Origin of the sequence: Pseudorhodobacter sp. W20_MBD10_FR17 (assembly GCF_052119765.1) — a bacterium.
In the GTDB taxonomy this organism is placed as follows: domain Bacteria; phylum Pseudomonadota; class Alphaproteobacteria; order Rhodobacterales; family Rhodobacteraceae; genus Pseudorhodobacter.
Genome location: NZ_JBGQOQ010000017.1, coordinates 32,374 through 48,691, shown reverse-complemented (window position 1 = coordinate 48,691; position 16,318 = coordinate 32,374). Strand labels below are relative to the sequence as shown.

Below are 16,318 nucleotides of genomic sequence, written 5' to 3'. Positions count from 1 at the left end.
GAAACTATTCGCTTTCGGCCAATGGCCCGATCATAATAAGGGCAGGGCCGTCATTACCCTCATCGGCCACGATTTGGGCAAGTGTGCCAAGCGTGCCGCGCGTCAGGCTTTGATCGGGTTTTGAGACGTTTTGCGCAAGCAAAACCGGGGTGCTGGCGGCCATTCCATGCGCTTGTAATTGGGTCGCGAGTGCCGCGCTGGTGCGTTTGCCCATGTAGACCACTGTTGTCGCATCAGGGTCTGCCAGTGCCGCCCAGTTCAACCCTTTGGGCAATGCCCCTGTCACATCGGCACCGGTCAAAAACTGCACGCGCCGCGCGGTCAACCGACGGGTCAGCGGGATTTTTGCCGCCGCAGCGGCGGCCGAGGCGGCCGTCACACCGGGGATAATTTCGAAGGTGATGCCCGCTGCGCGCAAGGCAGTAATTTCTTCTTCCAACCGACCAAAAACGCCAGCATCCCCCGATTTCAGGCGCACCACGCGCGACCCGTTTTGTGCATGTTCGACGATCAGACGATTGACATGGTCTTGCTTGGCCGAGGGCTTGCCGGCGCGTTTGCCGACGCTAATCAAGTCTGCGCCTTGCCTTGCATGTTCTAATATCGGGCCGGACGACAGGTCGTCATATAAAACCACATCTGCGCTTTGCAGCCGTTTTAAGGCGGCGAGTGTCAGCAGATCAGGGTCGCCGGGGCCAGAGGAAACAAAAGAAACAAATCCGGTCATGTCGCGCGCCCGATCAAGTGGAAATAGGTTCCGGTTGCAATGCCACCTTGTGCCTGTCTGCGCAAGGAGCCGGTTTCAGGAACGATCGCGCCGCTTGCATCAAAGACCTCGGCCAAAGGCGTGTCGGGCTGTTCTAGAATCGTGGAATAGTGAAATTCATGCCCGCGCAGGCCGGTGCCCACAGCATGGCCGGGAATGGCATTGGCCAGCCGTGCCCGCCGGTAGCCAAGGTGCATTTTGCGCTTTGCATAAGATGTCACAAGGCCCAAAAGCCCCGCCATTTCATGCCGCACACCGTCCTTATCGATCAGCCCCGCGCCCATGGCCATGTAGCCGCCACATTCGCCATGCACAGGCTTTGTTTCAGCAAAGCGTCTGATTTTTTGTAGAAAAATCGTGGCCCCTGCAATTTTTCCTGCGTGCAGTTCGGGGTATCCGCCGGGCAACCAGCAACAGTCGGCGCTGTCATCGGGGCCCTCATTGCCAAGTGGCGAAAAGGGCAAGATCGTAGCACCTGCCTGACGCCAGCTTTCAATCAGATGCGGGTAGACGAATGAAAATGCGGCGTCACGCGCAAGGGCAATGCGCGTGCCTGGCGGGGGCGATTGCGGGCTCGGGTCTGCCGCAAATGAAGCCGTGTTTGCGGCCTCAATCAACGCCGCAATATCAACATGTGCAGCAATAAATGTGGCTGCGCGCTGTAGAATCGCCTCTAATTCCGGGTTTTCCTCGGCCTGAACCAGCCCAAGATGGCGTTCGGGCAGGGTGATGTCGGGGTTGCGCGGCAGCGCGCCAAAGACCCGAATGCCGACGGTTTCCATTCCCGCGCGCACCAGCGCTTCATGCCGGGGTGATGCCACACGGTTCAAAATTACCCCCGCAAAGGGCATTTCCGACCGCAGTTTTGCAAAGCCAAGCGCCACGGCGGCGGCCGATTGTGCCTGACCCGAGACATCCACAACCAGCACCACAGGCCAGCCCATCAATGTGGCGATATCCGCGCTGGCACCACTGCCCGTTTCGCCCGGCAGCGCCACACCGTCAAACAGGCCCATTGACCCCTCGGCCAAGATCAGATCGGCCCCGGCTGCATGGGTGAGCATGTGGCCAAGCGCGCCCTTGGGCATCGCCCAGCTATCAAGGTTAAATGAGGCCCGCCCTGCGGCTGCGGTGTGAAAGGCAGGGTCAATATAATCCGGCCCGCTTTTGAACGGTTGCACCGTGATACCTTGCGCCCGCAAGGCCGCCAGCAGCCCCAGCGTGACAGTGGTTTTGCCAGTGCCCGAGGCGGGCGCCGATATGAGTAAGCCTTTTATCATTCTGCGGTATCGGGAAAGCGCGGCTCGGTGCCGACAGGGCGATAGCGGCGGTCATAGTCACCTGCGTAAAGGCGGCTTTCATCAAAGCTTTCGGCCCCAATCGCACGCCCCACAAGGATAAGCGCCGTGCGCTCCATTTCTGCGCCAATAGCGGTTTCGAGTGTTTCCAACGTGGCCTTGACCACGCGCTGGTCTGGCCAGCTTGCCCGCCACACCACCGCCACGGGGCAATCGGGCCCGTAATGCGGGGTCAGTTCTCCAATCACGCGGTCCAGCACATGTACCGACAAATGGATCGCCAGCGTCGCCCCCGTCGCGGCAAAGGCCGACAGCGTTTCACCCGCAGGCATCGCACTGGCACGTCCCGAGGTGCGGGTCAAAATCACCGATTGCGCCACGCCCGGCAGGGTTAGCTCGGCCCCCAAGGCGGCGGCGGCGGCGGCAAAAGACGGCACGCCGGGCGTCACATCATAGGGGATGTCAAGGCTGCGCAAGCGCCGCAGCTGTTCGCCCATCGCCGACCATACCGACAAATCGCCCGAATGCAGGCGCGCCACGTCTTGGCCAGCGGCATGGGCGGTGGAAATCTCGGCCATAATCTCATCCAGCGACAATGATGCGGTGTTCACGATCCGCGCACCTTCGGGGCAATGGGCCAGCAACGCTTGTGGCACCAGCGATCCGGCATAAAGGCACACAGGGCTGGCGGCGATCAGATCACGCCCGCGCAGGGTGATCAGGTCGGCGGCACCGGGGCCTGCGCCAATGAAATGAACGGTCATGCGGTTTGTCCTTGTGCAAGGGCCATGGTCGCCGTGCCGTCGGGCGCGGTGATACGGCTTTGGATCAGTATAGACCCCGGTCCAGCAGCAGCAAGCGCCGCCGCCTCGGCCACCGAAAAGCGGCCATAGCGTTGGGGTTGGCGTGGGGCAGGGGTTTGGGCGCGGTTGGTCGCCAGCGCGTCCAATGCAATTCGGTGCAGCGGTTTTTGGAGGTCATGGCTAAGGGCAACAAGCGCCGGATGATCGGCTTTATCGGAGACCACGGCCAGCGCATCAACTTGGGCTGTCCCTAACAACCCGCGCAGGCTGGTCAACGTGACCGAGGCCCGAACGCCAAACCCTGCAACGATCATAGCGCCACGCTCCACTGCACCACGGGGCGTGCGGGTTGCCAGCCGCGCATTGTGCCAAGCGGGGCGGCGCTAGCCAGTTCAATCCGCAACAAGCTGCCGCCTTTGCGGGCGTGCCACTGGGCCAGCAGCATTTCCGTTTCCAACGTCACGCCGTTGATCACCAGCCGCGTGCCTTGGGGCAGCAGGTCACACAGCGCCTTGACAAGCGCCTCATTTGCGCCGCCACCTATAAATACGGCATCGGGTTGTGGCAGATCGTGCAGGCGGGTCGGATCTACTTTGCCCTCAACCAACGTCATCTGCTGCGCCAGCCCAAAGCGGGTGATGTTGGTGGCGATATTGGCGCAGCGCTGGGGTTTTGCCTCCATCGCCACAGCACGCCCCCCCGCAAGGCACCATTCGACCGATACTGAACCCGAACCCGCGCCGATATCCCACAGCAGCGCGGCTTTGCGCGGGGCGAGGGCGGCGATGGTGAGGGTGCGTATCGGTTGTTTGGTGATTTGGCCGTCATGGGCAAAGCTGTCGTCGGGCAGGCCGGGCGCATTGGCGCGGCCCGCGTTTTGGGCGATGTGCAGCGCCACAGCGACAGGCGCCTGTACATCCGTCAGATCAAACGCATTTGCGCGGGTATGGCGCACGCGTTGGTTCGGCCCGCCGAGGCGTTCCATGATGAACATTTCGGTTTTCTCGGCCCCCTGCGCCACCAGCCAAGCGGCCAGTTCGGCGGGTGCAGTACCATTTCGCAGCAGGCAAATGAGCTGGGCGTCTTTGTGCAGATGCCCCAAAAGCTGTGAAAAAGGCGCTGCGTGCAGGCCAAAACAGTGGGTCTCTTCAAGCCGCCAGCCCAAATGGTTGACGGCAAGTGCAAAGGTGGACGGTGACGGAAACGCGCGCCATTCATCAGAGGTAAGATGCGGGGTGATCGACCCGCCCGCGCCAAACCAGAACGGATCGCCTGACGCAAGGATAACCACCTTTTGCCCGCGCAGGGCCATCACAGGATCAACGGAAAACGGAATCGGCCAAGCCTGCCCGCGTGGGCCGGCATCTGCCAGTTCCAAGTGACGCGGGCCGCCAAAGATCACCTCTGCCGCGCCAAGCGCGCTGCGGGCATTGCTTGACAAACCGGCCAAGCCGTCTTCATTCAGGCCTATGATATGCAACCAAGGATCAGCCATGCGCATTCTCCTGCTGGGCGGCACGACCGAGGCATCCAGCCTTGCCGAGGCTTTGGCCGCGCGGGACATGGACGCGGTGTTTTCCTATGCCGGACGCACCGCGCAGCCCGCCGCCCAACGCTTGCCGATGCGTGTGGGCGGGTTTGGTGGTGTTGCAGGGCTTGCAGCCTATATTCAGGCCCACAGCATCACCCATATTGTCGATGCAACCCACCCGTTTGCCGCACAGATGAGCCGGAATGCGATTGAGGCCAGCCTTGCCTGCGGTGTTCAACTTTTGGCGTTGGAGCGCAAGCCGTGGCGCGCTGCGCAGGGGGATGATTGGTTGCATGTGCCGGATATTGCAGGCGCTGTTGCTGCCCTGCCCGATGCGCCCGCCCGCGTTTTCCTTGCGATTGGCAAGCAAACCCTTGCACCTTTTGTCGCAAAACCCCAGCATTTCTATCTGCTGCGCTTGGTTGATCGGCCCGATGCATTGCCCTTGCCCAACGCCACGGCGATCATCGCGCGTGGGCCGTTTGACGTGGCCGGCGATACGGCCTTGCTGCAAGCCCATGCCATCACCCATATCGTGGCCAAAAACGCCGGTGGCAGCGGTGCCGAGGCCAAGCTGACCGCCGCCCGCGCGCTGGGCGTGCAGGTGATCTTGATCGACCGTCCGGTTTTGCCGCCACGCCAAGTTGCGGGCTCGGTGGCCGAGGTGATGGCGTGGTTGGGTCATAGCGCGGAACGCGGCGTGTAAATATGCGGCCCGATGCGGCGGGTCTGTGAATTTCCGACCAGCACGACGGTGCGCATGTCGGCCATTTCAGGCGTCGCCTCGGCCAGAGTGACCGTGTTCAACGCCTCATCCGGTGTAGAAACCGCGCGGGCAAAGATAATCAGGCGTGAGGGCTCGCAGTGTTCGCGCAAAACCTCGAGCACACGGGCAAATTGATGCGGGCGGCTGGCCGAACGCGGGTTGTAAAACGCCATCGCGAAATCACCCTGCGCCGCCAATGCCACACGTTTTTCGACCGTGGCAAAGGGTTTCAGGTTATCGCTCAGGTTAATCGCGCAGAAATCATGGCCCAAGGGCGCACCCGCACTCGCCGCCGCCGCAAGCATCGCAGTGATGCCGGGCAGAATGCGAATATCGAGGCTAAGGAATTCAGGCCGCGCCTCTAACGCCTCAAAAATAGCCGATGCCATGGCGAAAACACCCGGATCACCAGACGACACCACGACCACGCGGCGGCCCTCGGATGCCATTTGTAAGGCATGCTGCGCGCGGTCAATTTCAACGCGGTTATCGGACGGATGCAGCGTTAGCCCTGCACGCGGGGCCACGCGGGCGACATAGGGAATATAGCCGACAACATCGGTCGCCTGCGCCAGTGCGGCGGCGACTTGCGGTGTCACCAATTCATCCGCACCGGGGCCAAGCCCTGCAACAACCAGCCAACCTGTCATTCTGCAATCTCCGGCCGCCGACCATGGCCATGAACCAGAACGATGGCAAAGTACGGCGTGTCACTGTCATGCAAATCGGCCAGCTTCATCACCCGTTGTTTGGGCATCGTGCCACGTTCGACCAGCCACGCCTCATCCAGCCGCCCTGCCTTTTCGAGTGCGCGGCGCACTTTGGGCAGGTTCCGACCGGTCTTCATAATCACCAGCGCATCGGCTTGGCCCATGTGACGCACCAAATCTTCCTCGGGCAGGGTGGCCATCAGAACGCTCATTACGTCATCCCCCCAAGTGATCGGCACGCCGGTCGCATTCCAACAGCCGGTCATGCCGGTGATGCCAGGGATGACGTCAATCTCTACCCGCCCCAGCAGGCGCGTATAAAGATGCATGAACGAGCCGTAAAAGAAGGGGTCACCTTCGCACAGCACCACCACCTCACCCGGCATGGCGGCAAGCCGTTCGGCCCAATCATCGTAGAAATGCGCCAAAAGGTCGTTGTATTCTGGGCTGTTAAACGGAATTTCGGTGGTGACTGGGTATTCCATCGCCAACTCGGTCGCATCTGCGCGCAACATGCCCTCAATAATCTGGCGGGCTTGGCCACGTTTGCCCGCTTTGCGGAAATAGGCAATCACTTGGCCGCCCCGCACCGCACGGTCGGATTTAACCGAGATCAGATCGGGGTCGCCCGGCCCAAGCCCTGCGCAGATGATACGGGCCATGGTTATTCCTTTCGGCTGGCGAGGGCATTGACCGCCGCCACGGTGATGGCCGACCCGCCAAGCCGCCCCGATACCACCAAAGATGGCACGGGCGGTGCCGTGATCAGCGCCTCTTTGCTTTCGGCCGCGCCAACGAACCCAACAGGGCAGCCGATAATCGCGGCAGGGCGGGGGCAGCTTGGGTCTTCTAGCATGTTCAGCAGATGAAACAGGGCGGTGGGCGCGTTACCAATGGCCACCACAGCGCCCGCCAGTTTGGGGCGCCACAGCTCTAACGCCGCCGCAGATCGGGTATTCCCCATGTCCGCCGCCAAGCCCGCCACAGCAGGGTCACGCAGGGTGCAAATCACCTCATTTTCGCGCGGCAGGCGTTTGCGGGTAATGCCTTCGGATACCATATGCGCATCGCACAGGATCGGTGCGCCGTCTTCTAATGCGGCCCGCGCGGCAATCGCCATCCCTTGCGAAAACTGGATGTAGTGTTCCAACCCAACCATGCCCGCCGCGTGGATCATCCGCACAGCGACAATCTCTTCCTCGGGGGTGAAACGGGCCAAGTCAGCCTCGGCGCGGATCATCGCAAAGGATTGCAGGTAGATGGCGGCGCCGTTGGTCTCATAACTATGTGGCATTGGGGCTCTCGAACAAAAGGTCGGGGTTTGCAGTCAGATCGGCGACGGAATGGGTGGTGCGGGGCCTAGCGGCTGCGGGCACATTGTGCAACGGGGCAAAGCCTGCGGCGGTGGCAACAAGCGTAAAGTCGGCGGCGGCCGGGTGCGCGCATCCTTTGGCACAGCCCGAAACATGCAGGGTTTTACCCACCGGCACATGCGGGGCCAAAGCTGTGGCCAAGACGCGGGTTTCCCCCAACGCCTGCGGGCAACCGGGCGCACCGGTGCAAGCGACCACGCGCAGCATAGGGTCATCGGGGCGGGTGATCAAATCGGGCAGGGCGGGTGGCACTGCCAAGCCCCCGATTAAAATCATGCGCCACGGCGTCAACCGCAAGTCGCCAAGTTTCGCAAGGCCAGCGAGCGTTTCCGCCTGCATTTGCCCAAACGCAAAACCCAAAAGCATGCCATTTGCGCAGGGCCCTACTTGGGGTGGCTGCGGGCTGGCTGGCCGCGCAGGCTGCGCTTGAAAGGCTGCGGGCAGGCGGCTGTGGCGATCTTTGGGCGACAGACCGGCGAAAACAGTTGCCATCCGTCCGCGCCCGTTTTGGATATGCCCAGTTTGGGTGAACCAATGGGCCAGCGCATGCGCATGCTCTGCGGCTTCTTTGGCCGAGGTCGCCAGCGCACCGGTGGAAAAACCCTCGGCGCGAATGAGTATCCCGTTTTCACCAGCCTCAATACGAATATCGGCGGGGGCACTGGCAAGCAGGTTCTCGGGGGTAAGGTCGATGGAAAAGCCGAACTTTCCGGGCAGCTGCGGCGCATCTGGCGCGGCAAGGGCGGCTTCCAAGGCCTGCGCGATCGCTTGCGTGTCGTCCTTAGCCCAAAACGGAGAGACCATGATGTTGCGGCGGGCTTCGACTTCGGCGCTGGCATCAAGACAGCCGAGCACGCGCAGCCCGTCGATCAGGGCAGGGTGGCTGGCGGGCGTTACACCCCGAATTTGCAGATTGGCGCGGTTGGACAAATCCAACAATCCGTTGCCATACTGTGCCGCTAGCGCGGCAATGCCCGCCGCCTGTGCCGCCGTCAACTTGCCACCACGCGGGCGCACCCGCACCACAAGCCCGTCACCCGACATCATCGGACGCAACGCACCGGGGCACCAGCCCTGAATGATTGGGCCATGCGTGGTTAGGGTTTGCATAACAGGCAAAATCAAGGCTGTGCCTCCAACGTGGCGGCGATAGAGTTGCGGCGCGTCAGCCACAGACCTGCGTCACGCAGCGCGGTAAATTTGGCCTGCATCGCGGCCAGTGCAGCGGGGTTTTCATGCTCCATAAAGGCCACCAAATCTTCACGGCCCAAAGTCGCCTCATGGTACAAATCGAACAAATGCGGCGGCACGGCGCGGGTGAGGTGCGCAAAGGACGCAAGGTGGTCAAGCGTGGCCGCCACCTCGGCCGCACCGCGGAAACCATGGTTCATCATCGAACTGGCCCAGTTGGGGTTGGCGGCACGGGCGCGGATAACGCGGGCGATTTCCTCGGCCAAAGTGCGGGCGCGCGGGGTATCGGTACGGGTGGCATCAATGTGATACAGGGCGGGCGCTTGGCCGCCAAGGGCTGCCACGGCGGCTGCAAACCCGCCTTCGTGCGCGGCGTAATCTGATGCCACCAACACATCGGTTTCCGCCAGATCCTGCACATGCGCAAAACCGTCAGCGGCCAAAACGCGGGCCTCAAGCGCCGCACGGGCGTGGCGGGCGGTGCCTGTCGCATCAATCGCCCATTCGGAGCCTTTCAGCCACGCCTCACCTGCGGCCGCACGGCCTGCATCGGAAAAATCCTCCAGCGCGTCGGTCATGCCCATGCCGTAAAGCCCCGGTTTGGGGCCGAAAACGCGGGGGGTGCGCTGGGTGTAGGGGTTATCCTCGGGAGCCTCATCACGTTGCGAAAGCGCTTCGGCGGCGGCTTCAAACATCTGCGCAAGGCCGGGGAAAATATCGCGAAACAGGCCCGACACCCGCAAGGTCACGTCAATGCGCGGGCGGCGCAGCAGCGCCAGCGGCGTGATCTCATATCCCGATACGCGTTCCGACCCGTCATCCCAGCGTGGGGCCACGCCTGCCAAATGCATCGCCATCGCGAATTCTTCACCACTGGTGCGCATCGAGGCCGAGCCCCAAAGGTCGATCACCAGCCCGCGTGGCCAATCGCCTTGATCCTGCAAATGACGGCGCAGCAATTCCTCGGCCAGTTTCACGCCTTGGGCATGGGCCGAACGGCTGGGCACGGCGCGTGGGTCAACCGAGAACAGGTTGCGGCCCGTTGGCAAAACATCTGTGCGGCCACGGTAGGGCGACCCAGACGGGCCGGGGGCCACACGGCGGCCCGACAGCGCGGTTAGCAGCCCGACCATCTCGCCGTTCGGGCCAAAGATGTGCAGACCTTCGCCGTACTGACTTTCTTTAATATCGCAGACAAACCGGTCAATCCGCGTGATCGCCTCGGCGGGCGAGGCATCGGGGGTAAGGCCCAAATCCGCCTCAACCCCTGCAGCCTGCGCCTCGGCGCGGACATCGGCGATCAGGCGGTTGCGGCGGGCGGGGTCCAGCCCATCGGCGGTGGAATATTCATCCAGCAGACGTTCCAGCCGGACCATCCCCGCAGGCGTTTCCGATTGCGCCATTGGTGGCGGCATATGGCCCAGCGTCACCGCACCGATGCGGCGTTTGGCCTGTGCTGCCTCACCCGGGTCATTCACGATGAACGGATAGATCACGGGCAGCGCGCCAGTCAGCGCCTGAGGCCAGCACTGCGCCGACAGCGCCACCGATTTTCCCGGCAACCATTCCAGAGTGCCATGCGCGCCGACATGTACTAGCGCGTGCAGGCCTTGGGCACGCAGCCACAGATAAAACGCCACATAGGCATGGCGCGGGGTGCGCGACAAATCGTGGTAATCGTCATCGCGGGTTGCCGCCTCGCCGCGTTCGGGTTGCAACGCGATCAGGGTGTGTTCGCGTTGGACAGCCTTGAATTGAAAGGCATTATCGCTGACGGTGGGGTCCGCGTCCGGGGCGCCCCATGCGGCGGCCAGATCATCTTGCAAGGCTTGGGGTAACGATTGCAGGGCGGCTTTATAATCGGCAACCGGCCAAGACAGGGTTTTATGCGTCAGGTCCAAACCAAGTTGGTCGCCCGTGGTTGCAGCATAGCCAGCAGCCTGAAGGCTGGCCAAAATCGCCTCGGTTGAGGCAAGTGCATCAAGGCCAACAGCATGGGCAAGCTGATAGGTTTTGCCCGGATAGGTGGACAGCACCAGCGCCAGACGGCGGGCTGGGGCGGGTGTTTGCGCCAGCCGGTGCCATGCGGCCACCTTATTTACCACGGCTTCAATCAGCGCTGGATCGGCACGGTGGGTAAAGCGGGAATATTGCAGATCAGGGTCGCGTGGGGTGGGGGCCTTAAAGCTGACCGCGCCGGTGAAAATGCGGCCGTCCACCTCGGGTAAGACCACATGCATCGCCAGATCGGCGGGCGACAGACCACGGTCGGCGCCCGCCCATTCGCGGCGGCGCGCGGTTGATAGGCCAACCTGAAACACCGGACAACCGGGCGCATCCAGCGGCGAGGTGCCATCGGCACCCTTGGCTGAAAAGGCGGTGGCGTTGATCACGGCAACAGGCGCTAGGGTGGTCAGCGATTGGCGCACCCATTCGGCTGAAACGGGTGCTTTCAGCGAATTGGCGAACAGGCCGATTGCATTGAAACCCGCAGCACGCAGACGGGTGATCAACGCATCCACAGGGCTGGTATCGGCCGAGGTCAGATAGCTGCGGTAAAAGGTAACGGCGACGGTGGGGCCATCGCCAATAGGCCCCGCCACCACGCCCAAATCAGGGTCATACCAGCCGCATTCCGGCATGGATTTGTCGCCCGCCACCGGCCCCGCATAAAGCCCTGCCGCCAGCGCCAACTGTGCCAATGCGGCTTGGGCCGCCACCGCACCGCCTGCCTCACACAGCGCAGATAGGCGGCGCAGGGTGGATACAGGCAGGGTAGAAAGATCGTCCAGCCGTGCATCTGGGCGACCATCAGCAGGCACAATCGCCAGCGCAATGTTACGGCGGCGGCAGAGGTCTTGGACCTGAGCCAACCCGTAAGGCCAATAGCTCTCGCCACCGATCAGGCGGATCAGAATGCCTTTGGCGCCGGATAGGGTGTTTTCGACATAAGTATCAACGGAAAGGGGGTGCCGCAGCGCCACCAGATTGGCCAAACGTGTCGGGGGCAGCTTGCTCTGCCCCTCCGCGTTTGCACCACTATTGGCTCTGTGCCAGCCTGCCGCGAAAGCGCCCAAGTCACTGTCGGAAAACGACAACACCACCAGATCGGCAGGGCTTTGCCCCACGTCAAACGGTGCGTCCGTTTCCTCTAGCCCGTGGCTTTCGCGAAAGACGACATGCATGGGTTAGCCCACCAGAACGGCGCGAATGGCGGCCTCATCGATATGGTCATGCTCGGCAATCACCACCAGCCGCGTTTGGCGCGGCATGTCGCCCCAAGGCCGGTCATACTGCGCTCGGATACGTTCACCCACGGCCTGCACCAGCATCCGCATCGGCTTGCCCGTCACGGCGACATAGCCTTTGACGCGCAGGATGTGCTGCTCACGTGCAAGGCGTATAATCGCGGCTTGCAGTGCGTCGGGGTCGGCCACTTCGGGCAGGTCGATCACGACAGATTCGAAATCGTCATGCTCGTGGTCATCATGGCCATCATGGTGGCTGGGGCGGGCGTCGATATCATCTTCGGCGGCGGAATTCAGGCCAAGGATAACGCGCGGGTCGATGATGCCATCGGTCATTGCGATCATCGGCACCTCGCGCGGGGTTTCCGCTGCAATCACGGCACGTGCGGCAGCAAGACCGGCCTCACCGGCCAAGTCGGCCTTGGACAGCAGGATGATGTCGGCGCAGGAAATCTGATCCTCAAACACCTCGGACAGTGGCGTTTCATGGTCAATGCTGTCATCAGCGGCGCGCTGGGCATCGACGGCGGCAACATCGGGGGCAAAACGGCCAGCGGCCACAGCCTCGGCATCGGCCAGCGCGATCACGCCGTCAACGGTGATTTTAGAGCGGATCGCAGGCCAATCAAACGCCTTAAGCAGCGGTTTAGGCAATGCCAAACCCGAAGTCTCAATCAAAACATGGTCGGGGCGTTGCGGCAGCGCCATCAGCGCCTCAATCGTCGGGATGAAATCATCGGCCACGGTGCAGCAGATGCAGCCATTCGCCAGCTCGACAATATTTTCAACGGGGCAGTTATCATCGGCGCAAGATTTCAGGATGTCACCATCCACGCCCACGGTGCCAAATTCATTGACCAAAACCGCCAGCCGTTTGCCTTGCGGGTTCATCATCAAATGCCGGATCAGCGTGGTTTTGCCCGAGCCAAGGAAACCGGTGATCACGGTGACGGGGATTTTAGCTAGATCAGACATTGGGGATTTCTTTCGTCAGGGTAAGAGGGGGAATGCGCGCGATGCAATTCTTGCGAAAGTGTTGCGATCTTTCGCGCCACGGGACTAGCCCATCTGCGGCGGCTTGATAACGGGCAGCGCCATCGCGCAGGGTTTCGACATCGGTTTCGGGGTTCAAATTGCCATATACATAGGTCCAGCGGTCACCACCGCGCAGCGCAACCGTGCAGCCGCGCGTGCAATTGGACAGGCATTCAACCGCATGCACGTTTACGCCTGCGGGAATCTCACCTGCCATCAGGGCGGCATAAAGCTGTGCGCCGGGGCGGTTTTCATCATCCATCGTGGCCAGCGGATCGCTGGATTTGCAGGTGGTGCAGATCAGCAAGTCTACATCTGTCGGCGCGGCTGTTAGGTCTGGCATCTCATCGGTCCTTTTTGGCAACAGGGACCGGGGTAAATGGCGGGCGCTTTCAGTTGCCCGACACCGGGGCACCCCGCCCGGAAACGTCTTGTCATTCTGCTGGCAGGTCTCCCGGCTTGCGGATGTCAGGGGTTAGCCTGTCGGTTGCCCCGCCTTCCCGCACCTTTCGGCCAGTGGCATTGGGCGACCTCTCCGGTCACGGTCGCGGGGGCGGCTGTGTTTGGGGCGGATCGCCTTGGCACATTCCCTTTTCACCCGATCAGATCGGGCACCAGCACGGCACGTTTGGCGTAAGTCGCAGGGCGGAGTCAAGCGTCACTGTGCCGCAAGCAGCGGTGCGGCTGGGCGGCTTTGGGTTGTAGTAGGGGCTGACTGGTGCCAATGATACGCCAAGCCGACTGAAAAGGACCCGCACCCATGACCGATACCGTACCCGATACCAAAGGCGAAAAGCCGCCCGTCGATAACGCCCGCCACGCCAGTAAAATGGCTAAGAAAAAGGCCGCGCGGGATAAGATTATGGCGACTAAAGAAGGTGATAAGGGGCTTGTCATCGTCCACACTGGCGCGGGCAAGGGCAAATCCTCGTCCGGTTTCGGGATGATCTTGCGCTGCATCGCGCATGAAATGCCCTGCGCCGTGGTGCAGTTTATCAAAGGCGCGTGGGATACCGGCGAACGGCGGTTGATCGAGGCGAATTTCTCAGACCTCTGCCAGTTTTATGCGATGGGCGAAGGCTTTACCTGGGAAACCCAAGACCGTGAGCGTGACGTTGCCGCCGCCCAAGCCGGTTGGGCCAAGGCCAAAGAACTGATCCTCGACCCTGAAATTCAGTTTGTCTTGCTGGATGAGATCAACATCGCCCTACGCTATGATTATCTGGATATTGCCGAGGTCGTGGCCTTTTTGCGCGATCACAAACCGCTGATGACCCATGTGGTTTTGACAGGCCGCAATGCGAAAGAGGAACTGATCGAACTGGCTGATCTGGTCACCGAAATGACGCTGATCAAGCATCCGTTCCGGTCCGGCATCAAGGCGCAAAAAGGTGTGGAGTATTAAGTGAAAAAACGCATGCTTACCGAGATGGGGATGGGCACATCCCTGCGCCGTCAGGACTATACCGAGGCCGCTGTGCGGGCGGTCAAAGATGCGCTTTGGCACAATTCAATCAATCTGGCCGAGCTGTTTGGCCGTGATAAATCGGATATGTTGATCGATCTGGAAATTGGTGTCCAGCAGCCTGACCGCGTGGACGCGAGTGCGCTCTCGGTCGTGTTCCCGTACGGGCAGGTCACCGTGTCGGTCGTCAAAGGCGGGCTGGATGTGCCGCGCGGTGATGGGGGCTTGCCTACTGTCATCGCCAACGCCGCCATTTCTGTTTCATTCGAGGTTTAGATGCAGCGCTTTATCATTGAAATGGGCATGGGCAACGACCAATACGGTCAAGATTACACCAAGGCCGCCGCCCGCGCGATTGAAGACGCGATCCGCCATTCCTCTATCCCGATGTTCGAGGCCATGGGCATCGCGCATGATGACATGGAGGTCCGCGTGACCATCGGCGTGCAAAACCCTGATGCTGTGGATTGTGCCGCGCTGGCCCAAAACCTGCCGCGCGGTAAGGCCAGCGTGACGGCCACGCATGGCGGGTTGAACATCACCAATCCCGATAACGGCAATGTGCTGGTCATCGCCACGGCGGCGGTCGAGGCCTTTTTGCCCAAGCAAGGCTAAGCAAATGCGCGCGCTGATGATCCAAGGGGCGGGCTCTAACGTCGGCAAGTCGCTGCTGGTGGCGGGCTTATGCCGTGCGGCCAAGCTGCGGGGCCTTTCTGTGCGCCCCTTCAAGCCGCAAAATATGTCGAACAATGCCGCCGTCACCGCCGATGGAGGTGAGATTGGCCGCGCACAGGCTTTGCAAGCCATGGCCTGCGGGGTGGAACCGATGGTCGATATGAACCCCGTGTTGTTGAAACCGGAATCCGAGGTGGGCTCGCAGGTCATCGTGCAGGGCCGCCGCGTGGCCACGGTCAAGGCGCGCGAATATTCGGCGCTAAAACCCAGCTTGATGGCGCCGGTTCTGGAAAGCTTTAACCGCCTGAAATCGCAGTGTGATCTGGTGATTGTCGAAGGGGCGGGCAGCCCTGCCGAGGTGAACCTGCGGGCCGGTGATATTGCCAATATGGGCTTTGCCGCCGCCGCAAAGGTGCCGGTGGTTCTGGTCGGTGATATTGATCGTGGCGGCGTGATCGCGCAGATGATCGGCACCCAAGCGGTGCTCGATCCCGCCGATAATGCCCTGATCGCGGGGTTTTTGATCAACAAGTTTCGCGGGGATGTGTCGCTGTTTGATGACGGCTACCGCTTGATCGCCGATCGCACCACTTGGCTCGGTTTCGGCGTGGTGCCGTTCTTTGCCGATGCCGCGCGCTTGCCTGCCGAGGATGCGCTGGACCTGCCGCGCGGCGGTGGCACGGGCGGCTATAAAATCGCCTGCCTTGCCTTGTCGCGCATCGCCAATTTCGACGATCTTGACCCGCTGGCGCAGGAACCGGGTGTCAGCCTGCGCATGATCCGCGCGGGTGAGGTGGTGCCGGGCGATATCGATCTGATTATCATCCCCGGCTCTAAATCTACGCGTGGCGATTTGGCCTATCTGCTCGCTCAAGGTTGGGATGTCGATATCGCGGCGCATGTCCGGCGCGGTGGGGCTGTGCTGGGAATTTGTGGTGGGTATCAGATGCTTGGCGCATGGGTGCGCGACCCGCACGGCATCGAAGGCGCGGCAGGCGATACGCCCGGTCTTGGCCTTTTGGACATCGAAACCGTAATGAGCCCCGATAAAACCCTGACCCGCATTTCCGCCACCCATGTGGAAACAGGTTGCCCGATTTCAGGGTATGAGATTCACATCGGCCGCAGCGAAGGGCCTGCACGGGCGCGGCCATTTGCAACCGTGAATGGCACGCCCGAAGGCGCGGTCTCAAACGATGGTCGCATCATGGGCAGCTATCTGCACGGCCTCTTTGCCGATGACAGCTTTCGCACGGCGTTTCTGGCGGCGCGTGGGGCGGCGGCGTCGACCATGTCTTATGGCGCGGCGGTTGAACAGACTCTGGATGCCTTGGCCGCGCATCTGGAGCAGAACATCGATGTTACGGGGCTGCTTGCCTTGGCTAAGCAGTCACCCGCGGGCGCTTAAAAATGACGCACTAAAATAGGAACCGCCCTCATTTTATGCGAAAATGCCG

Annotated in this window: 17 protein-coding genes and 1 riboswitch; of the genes, 5 read left to right on the top strand and 12 right to left on the bottom strand. The window is 61.7% G+C overall.

Translation table 11 applies throughout. The features are described 5' to 3' along the window. Window positions 1-4: 4 nt before the first annotated feature. From cobA to cbiE, 5 genes are read right to left on the bottom strand one after another with little or no spacing between them, the layout of a single operon-like run. Window positions 5-727 (bottom strand): uroporphyrinogen-III C-methyltransferase, encoded by a 723-nt coding sequence (gene cobA, locus ACEN2J_RS12540; RefSeq protein ID WP_442106274.1) that lies wholly within the window; start codon window positions 725-727, stop codon window positions 5-7. Then, window positions 724-2,046: a cobyrinate a,c-diamide synthase gene (locus tag ACEN2J_RS12535; RefSeq protein WP_442106273.1), complete on the bottom strand. Its 1,323-nt coding sequence runs from the start codon at window positions 2,044-2,046 to the stop codon at window positions 724-726. The genes cobA and ACEN2J_RS12535 overlap by 4 nt, the downstream gene beginning before the upstream one ends. Next, window positions 2,043-2,828, bottom strand: a complete 786-nt coding sequence (gene cobM, locus ACEN2J_RS12530) for a precorrin-4 C(11)-methyltransferase (RefSeq protein WP_442106271.1) — start codon at window positions 2,826-2,828, stop codon at window positions 2,043-2,045. The genes ACEN2J_RS12535 and cobM overlap by 4 nt, the downstream gene beginning before the upstream one ends. Beyond that, window positions 2,825-3,181 (bottom strand): cobalamin biosynthesis protein, encoded by a 357-nt coding sequence (locus ACEN2J_RS12525; protein ID WP_442106270.1) that lies wholly within the window; start codon window positions 3,179-3,181, stop codon window positions 2,825-2,827. Before ACEN2J_RS12525 ends, cobM begins: the two co-directional genes overlap by 4 nt. Next, window positions 3,178-4,362, bottom strand: coding sequence for a precorrin-6y C5,15-methyltransferase (decarboxylating) subunit CbiE (cbiE, locus tag ACEN2J_RS12520; RefSeq protein ID WP_442106269.1), 1,185 nt, complete (start codon window positions 4,360-4,362; stop codon window positions 3,178-3,180). The genes ACEN2J_RS12525 and cbiE overlap by 4 nt, the downstream gene beginning before the upstream one ends. Between cbiE and ACEN2J_RS12515 the strand changes: the two genes are divergently transcribed. After that, window positions 4,361-5,104, top strand: coding sequence for a cobalt-precorrin-6A reductase (locus tag ACEN2J_RS12515; RefSeq protein ID WP_442106267.1), 744 nt, complete (start codon window positions 4,361-4,363; stop codon window positions 5,102-5,104). The two genes, cbiE and ACEN2J_RS12515, sit on opposite strands and share 2 nt — an antisense overlap. On the opposite strand, the gene cobJ is transcribed toward ACEN2J_RS12515, so the two are convergent. The 7 genes from cobJ to ACEN2J_RS12480 are packed head-to-tail and all read right to left on the bottom strand — an operon-like array spanning window position 5,080 to window position 13,064. Further along, the gene (cobJ, locus tag ACEN2J_RS12510) at window positions 5,080-5,814 is read right to left on the bottom strand and encodes a precorrin-3B C(17)-methyltransferase (RefSeq protein WP_442106266.1); all 735 of its coding nucleotides are present in this window, start codon (window positions 5,812-5,814) and stop codon (window positions 5,080-5,082) included. The two genes, ACEN2J_RS12515 and cobJ, sit on opposite strands and share 25 nt — an antisense overlap. Further along, complete coding sequence (locus ACEN2J_RS12505; protein ID WP_442106264.1) at window positions 5,811-6,536, bottom strand: precorrin-2 C(20)-methyltransferase; 726 nt, start codon at window positions 6,534-6,536, stop codon at window positions 5,811-5,813. Before ACEN2J_RS12505 ends, cobJ begins: the two co-directional genes overlap by 4 nt. 2 nt (window positions 6,537-6,538) lie before the next feature. Next, a complete protein-coding gene (locus ACEN2J_RS12500) occupies window positions 6,539-7,168 on the bottom strand; it encodes a precorrin-8X methylmutase (RefSeq protein ID WP_442106263.1) in 630 nt (209 codons plus the stop codon). Then, entirely contained in the window at window positions 7,158-8,372 is a 1,215-nt protein-coding gene (gene cobG / locus ACEN2J_RS12495) for a precorrin-3B synthase (RefSeq protein ID WP_442106262.1), read from the bottom strand. Before cobG ends, ACEN2J_RS12500 begins: the two co-directional genes overlap by 11 nt. Beyond that, window positions 8,369-11,623: a cobaltochelatase subunit CobN gene (cobN, locus tag ACEN2J_RS12490; RefSeq protein WP_442106261.1), complete on the bottom strand. Its 3,255-nt coding sequence runs from the start codon at window positions 11,621-11,623 to the stop codon at window positions 8,369-8,371. Before cobN ends, cobG begins: the two co-directional genes overlap by 4 nt. A 3-nt stretch (window positions 11,624-11,626) precedes the next feature. Beyond that, window positions 11,627-12,661 (bottom strand): cobalamin biosynthesis protein CobW, encoded by a 1,035-nt coding sequence (cobW, locus tag ACEN2J_RS12485; protein WP_442106260.1) that lies wholly within the window; start codon window positions 12,659-12,661, stop codon window positions 11,627-11,629. Next, window positions 12,654-13,064 (bottom strand): DUF1636 family protein, encoded by a 411-nt coding sequence (locus ACEN2J_RS12480; protein ID WP_442106259.1) that lies wholly within the window; start codon window positions 13,062-13,064, stop codon window positions 12,654-12,656. The genes cobW and ACEN2J_RS12480 overlap by 8 nt, the downstream gene beginning before the upstream one ends. 84 nt (window positions 13,065-13,148) lie before the next feature. After that, window positions 13,149-13,355, bottom strand: a riboswitch (cobalamin riboswitch). 126 nt (window positions 13,356-13,481) lie between these two features. On the opposite strand from ACEN2J_RS12480, the gene cobO reads away from it, so the two are divergent. Genes cobO through ACEN2J_RS12460 form a run of 4 tightly spaced genes read left to right on the top strand, consistent with a single transcriptional unit; the run spans window position 13,482 to window position 16,269 of the window. Beyond that, the gene (gene cobO / locus ACEN2J_RS12475) at window positions 13,482-14,126 is read left to right on the top strand and encodes a cob(I)yrinic acid a,c-diamide adenosyltransferase (RefSeq protein WP_442106257.1); all 645 of its coding nucleotides are present in this window, start codon (window positions 13,482-13,484) and stop codon (window positions 14,124-14,126) included. A gap of 12 nt (window positions 14,127-14,138) precedes the next feature. Then, window positions 14,139-14,462, top strand: coding sequence for a Lin0512 family protein (locus tag ACEN2J_RS12470; protein ID WP_442106333.1), 324 nt, complete (start codon window positions 14,139-14,141; stop codon window positions 14,460-14,462). Then, window positions 14,463-14,801: a Lin0512 family protein gene (locus tag ACEN2J_RS12465; protein WP_442106256.1), complete on the top strand. Its 339-nt coding sequence runs from the start codon at window positions 14,463-14,465 to the stop codon at window positions 14,799-14,801. A gap of 4 nt (window positions 14,802-14,805) precedes the next feature. Further along, entirely contained in the window at window positions 14,806-16,269 is a 1,464-nt protein-coding gene (locus tag ACEN2J_RS12460; protein ID WP_442106255.1) for a cobyric acid synthase, read from the top strand. The last annotated feature ends 49 nt before the right edge of the window (window positions 16,270-16,318 follow it).

What these genes read in the sequence shown, in the direction of transcription:
- ACEN2J_RS12500 (WP_442106263.1), bottom strand. Translation starts at nt 7,168, where the DNA reads ATGCCACATAGTTATGAGACCAACGGCGCCGCCATCTACCTGCAATCC.
- cobW (WP_442106260.1), bottom strand. Translation starts at nt 12,661, where the DNA reads ATGTCTGATCTAGCTAAAATCCCCGTCACCGTGATCACCGGTTTCCTT.
- ACEN2J_RS12480 (WP_442106259.1), bottom strand. Translation starts at nt 13,064, where the DNA reads ATGCCAGACCTAACAGCCGCGCCGACAGATGTAGACTTGCTGATCTGC.
- ACEN2J_RS12460 (WP_442106255.1), top strand. Translation starts at nt 14,806, where the DNA reads ATGCGCGCGCTGATGATCCAAGGGGCGGGCTCTAACGTCGGCAAGTCG.
- ACEN2J_RS12535 (WP_442106273.1), bottom strand. Translation starts at nt 2,046, where the DNA reads ATGATAAAAGGCTTACTCATATCGGCGCCCGCCTCGGGCACTGGCAAA.
- ACEN2J_RS12515 (WP_442106267.1), top strand. Translation starts at nt 4,361, where the DNA reads ATGCGCATTCTCCTGCTGGGCGGCACGACCGAGGCATCCAGCCTTGCC.
- cobJ (WP_442106266.1), bottom strand. Translation starts at nt 5,814, where the DNA reads ATGACAGGTTGGCTGGTTGTTGCAGGGCTTGGCCCCGGTGCGGATGAA.
- cbiE (WP_442106269.1), bottom strand. Translation starts at nt 4,362, where the DNA reads ATGGCTGATCCTTGGTTGCATATCATAGGCCTGAATGAAGACGGCTTG.
- ACEN2J_RS12505 (WP_442106264.1), bottom strand. Translation starts at nt 6,536, where the DNA reads ATGGCCCGTATCATCTGCGCAGGGCTTGGGCCGGGCGACCCCGATCTG.
- cobO (WP_442106257.1), top strand. Translation starts at nt 13,482, where the DNA reads ATGACCGATACCGTACCCGATACCAAAGGCGAAAAGCCGCCCGTCGAT.
- ACEN2J_RS12525 (WP_442106270.1), bottom strand. Translation starts at nt 3,181, where the DNA reads ATGATCGTTGCAGGGTTTGGCGTTCGGGCCTCGGTCACGTTGACCAGC.
- cobA (WP_442106274.1), bottom strand. Translation starts at nt 727, where the DNA reads ATGACCGGATTTGTTTCTTTTGTTTCCTCTGGCCCCGGCGACCCTGAT.
- cobM (WP_442106271.1), bottom strand. Translation starts at nt 2,828, where the DNA reads ATGACCGTTCATTTCATTGGCGCAGGCCCCGGTGCCGCCGACCTGATC.
- ACEN2J_RS12465 (WP_442106256.1), top strand. Translation starts at nt 14,463, where the DNA reads ATGCAGCGCTTTATCATTGAAATGGGCATGGGCAACGACCAATACGGT.
- cobN (WP_442106261.1), bottom strand. Translation starts at nt 11,623, where the DNA reads ATGCATGTCGTCTTTCGCGAAAGCCACGGGCTAGAGGAAACGGACGCA.
- ACEN2J_RS12470 (WP_442106333.1), top strand. Translation starts at nt 14,139, where the DNA reads ATGCTTACCGAGATGGGGATGGGCACATCCCTGCGCCGTCAGGACTAT.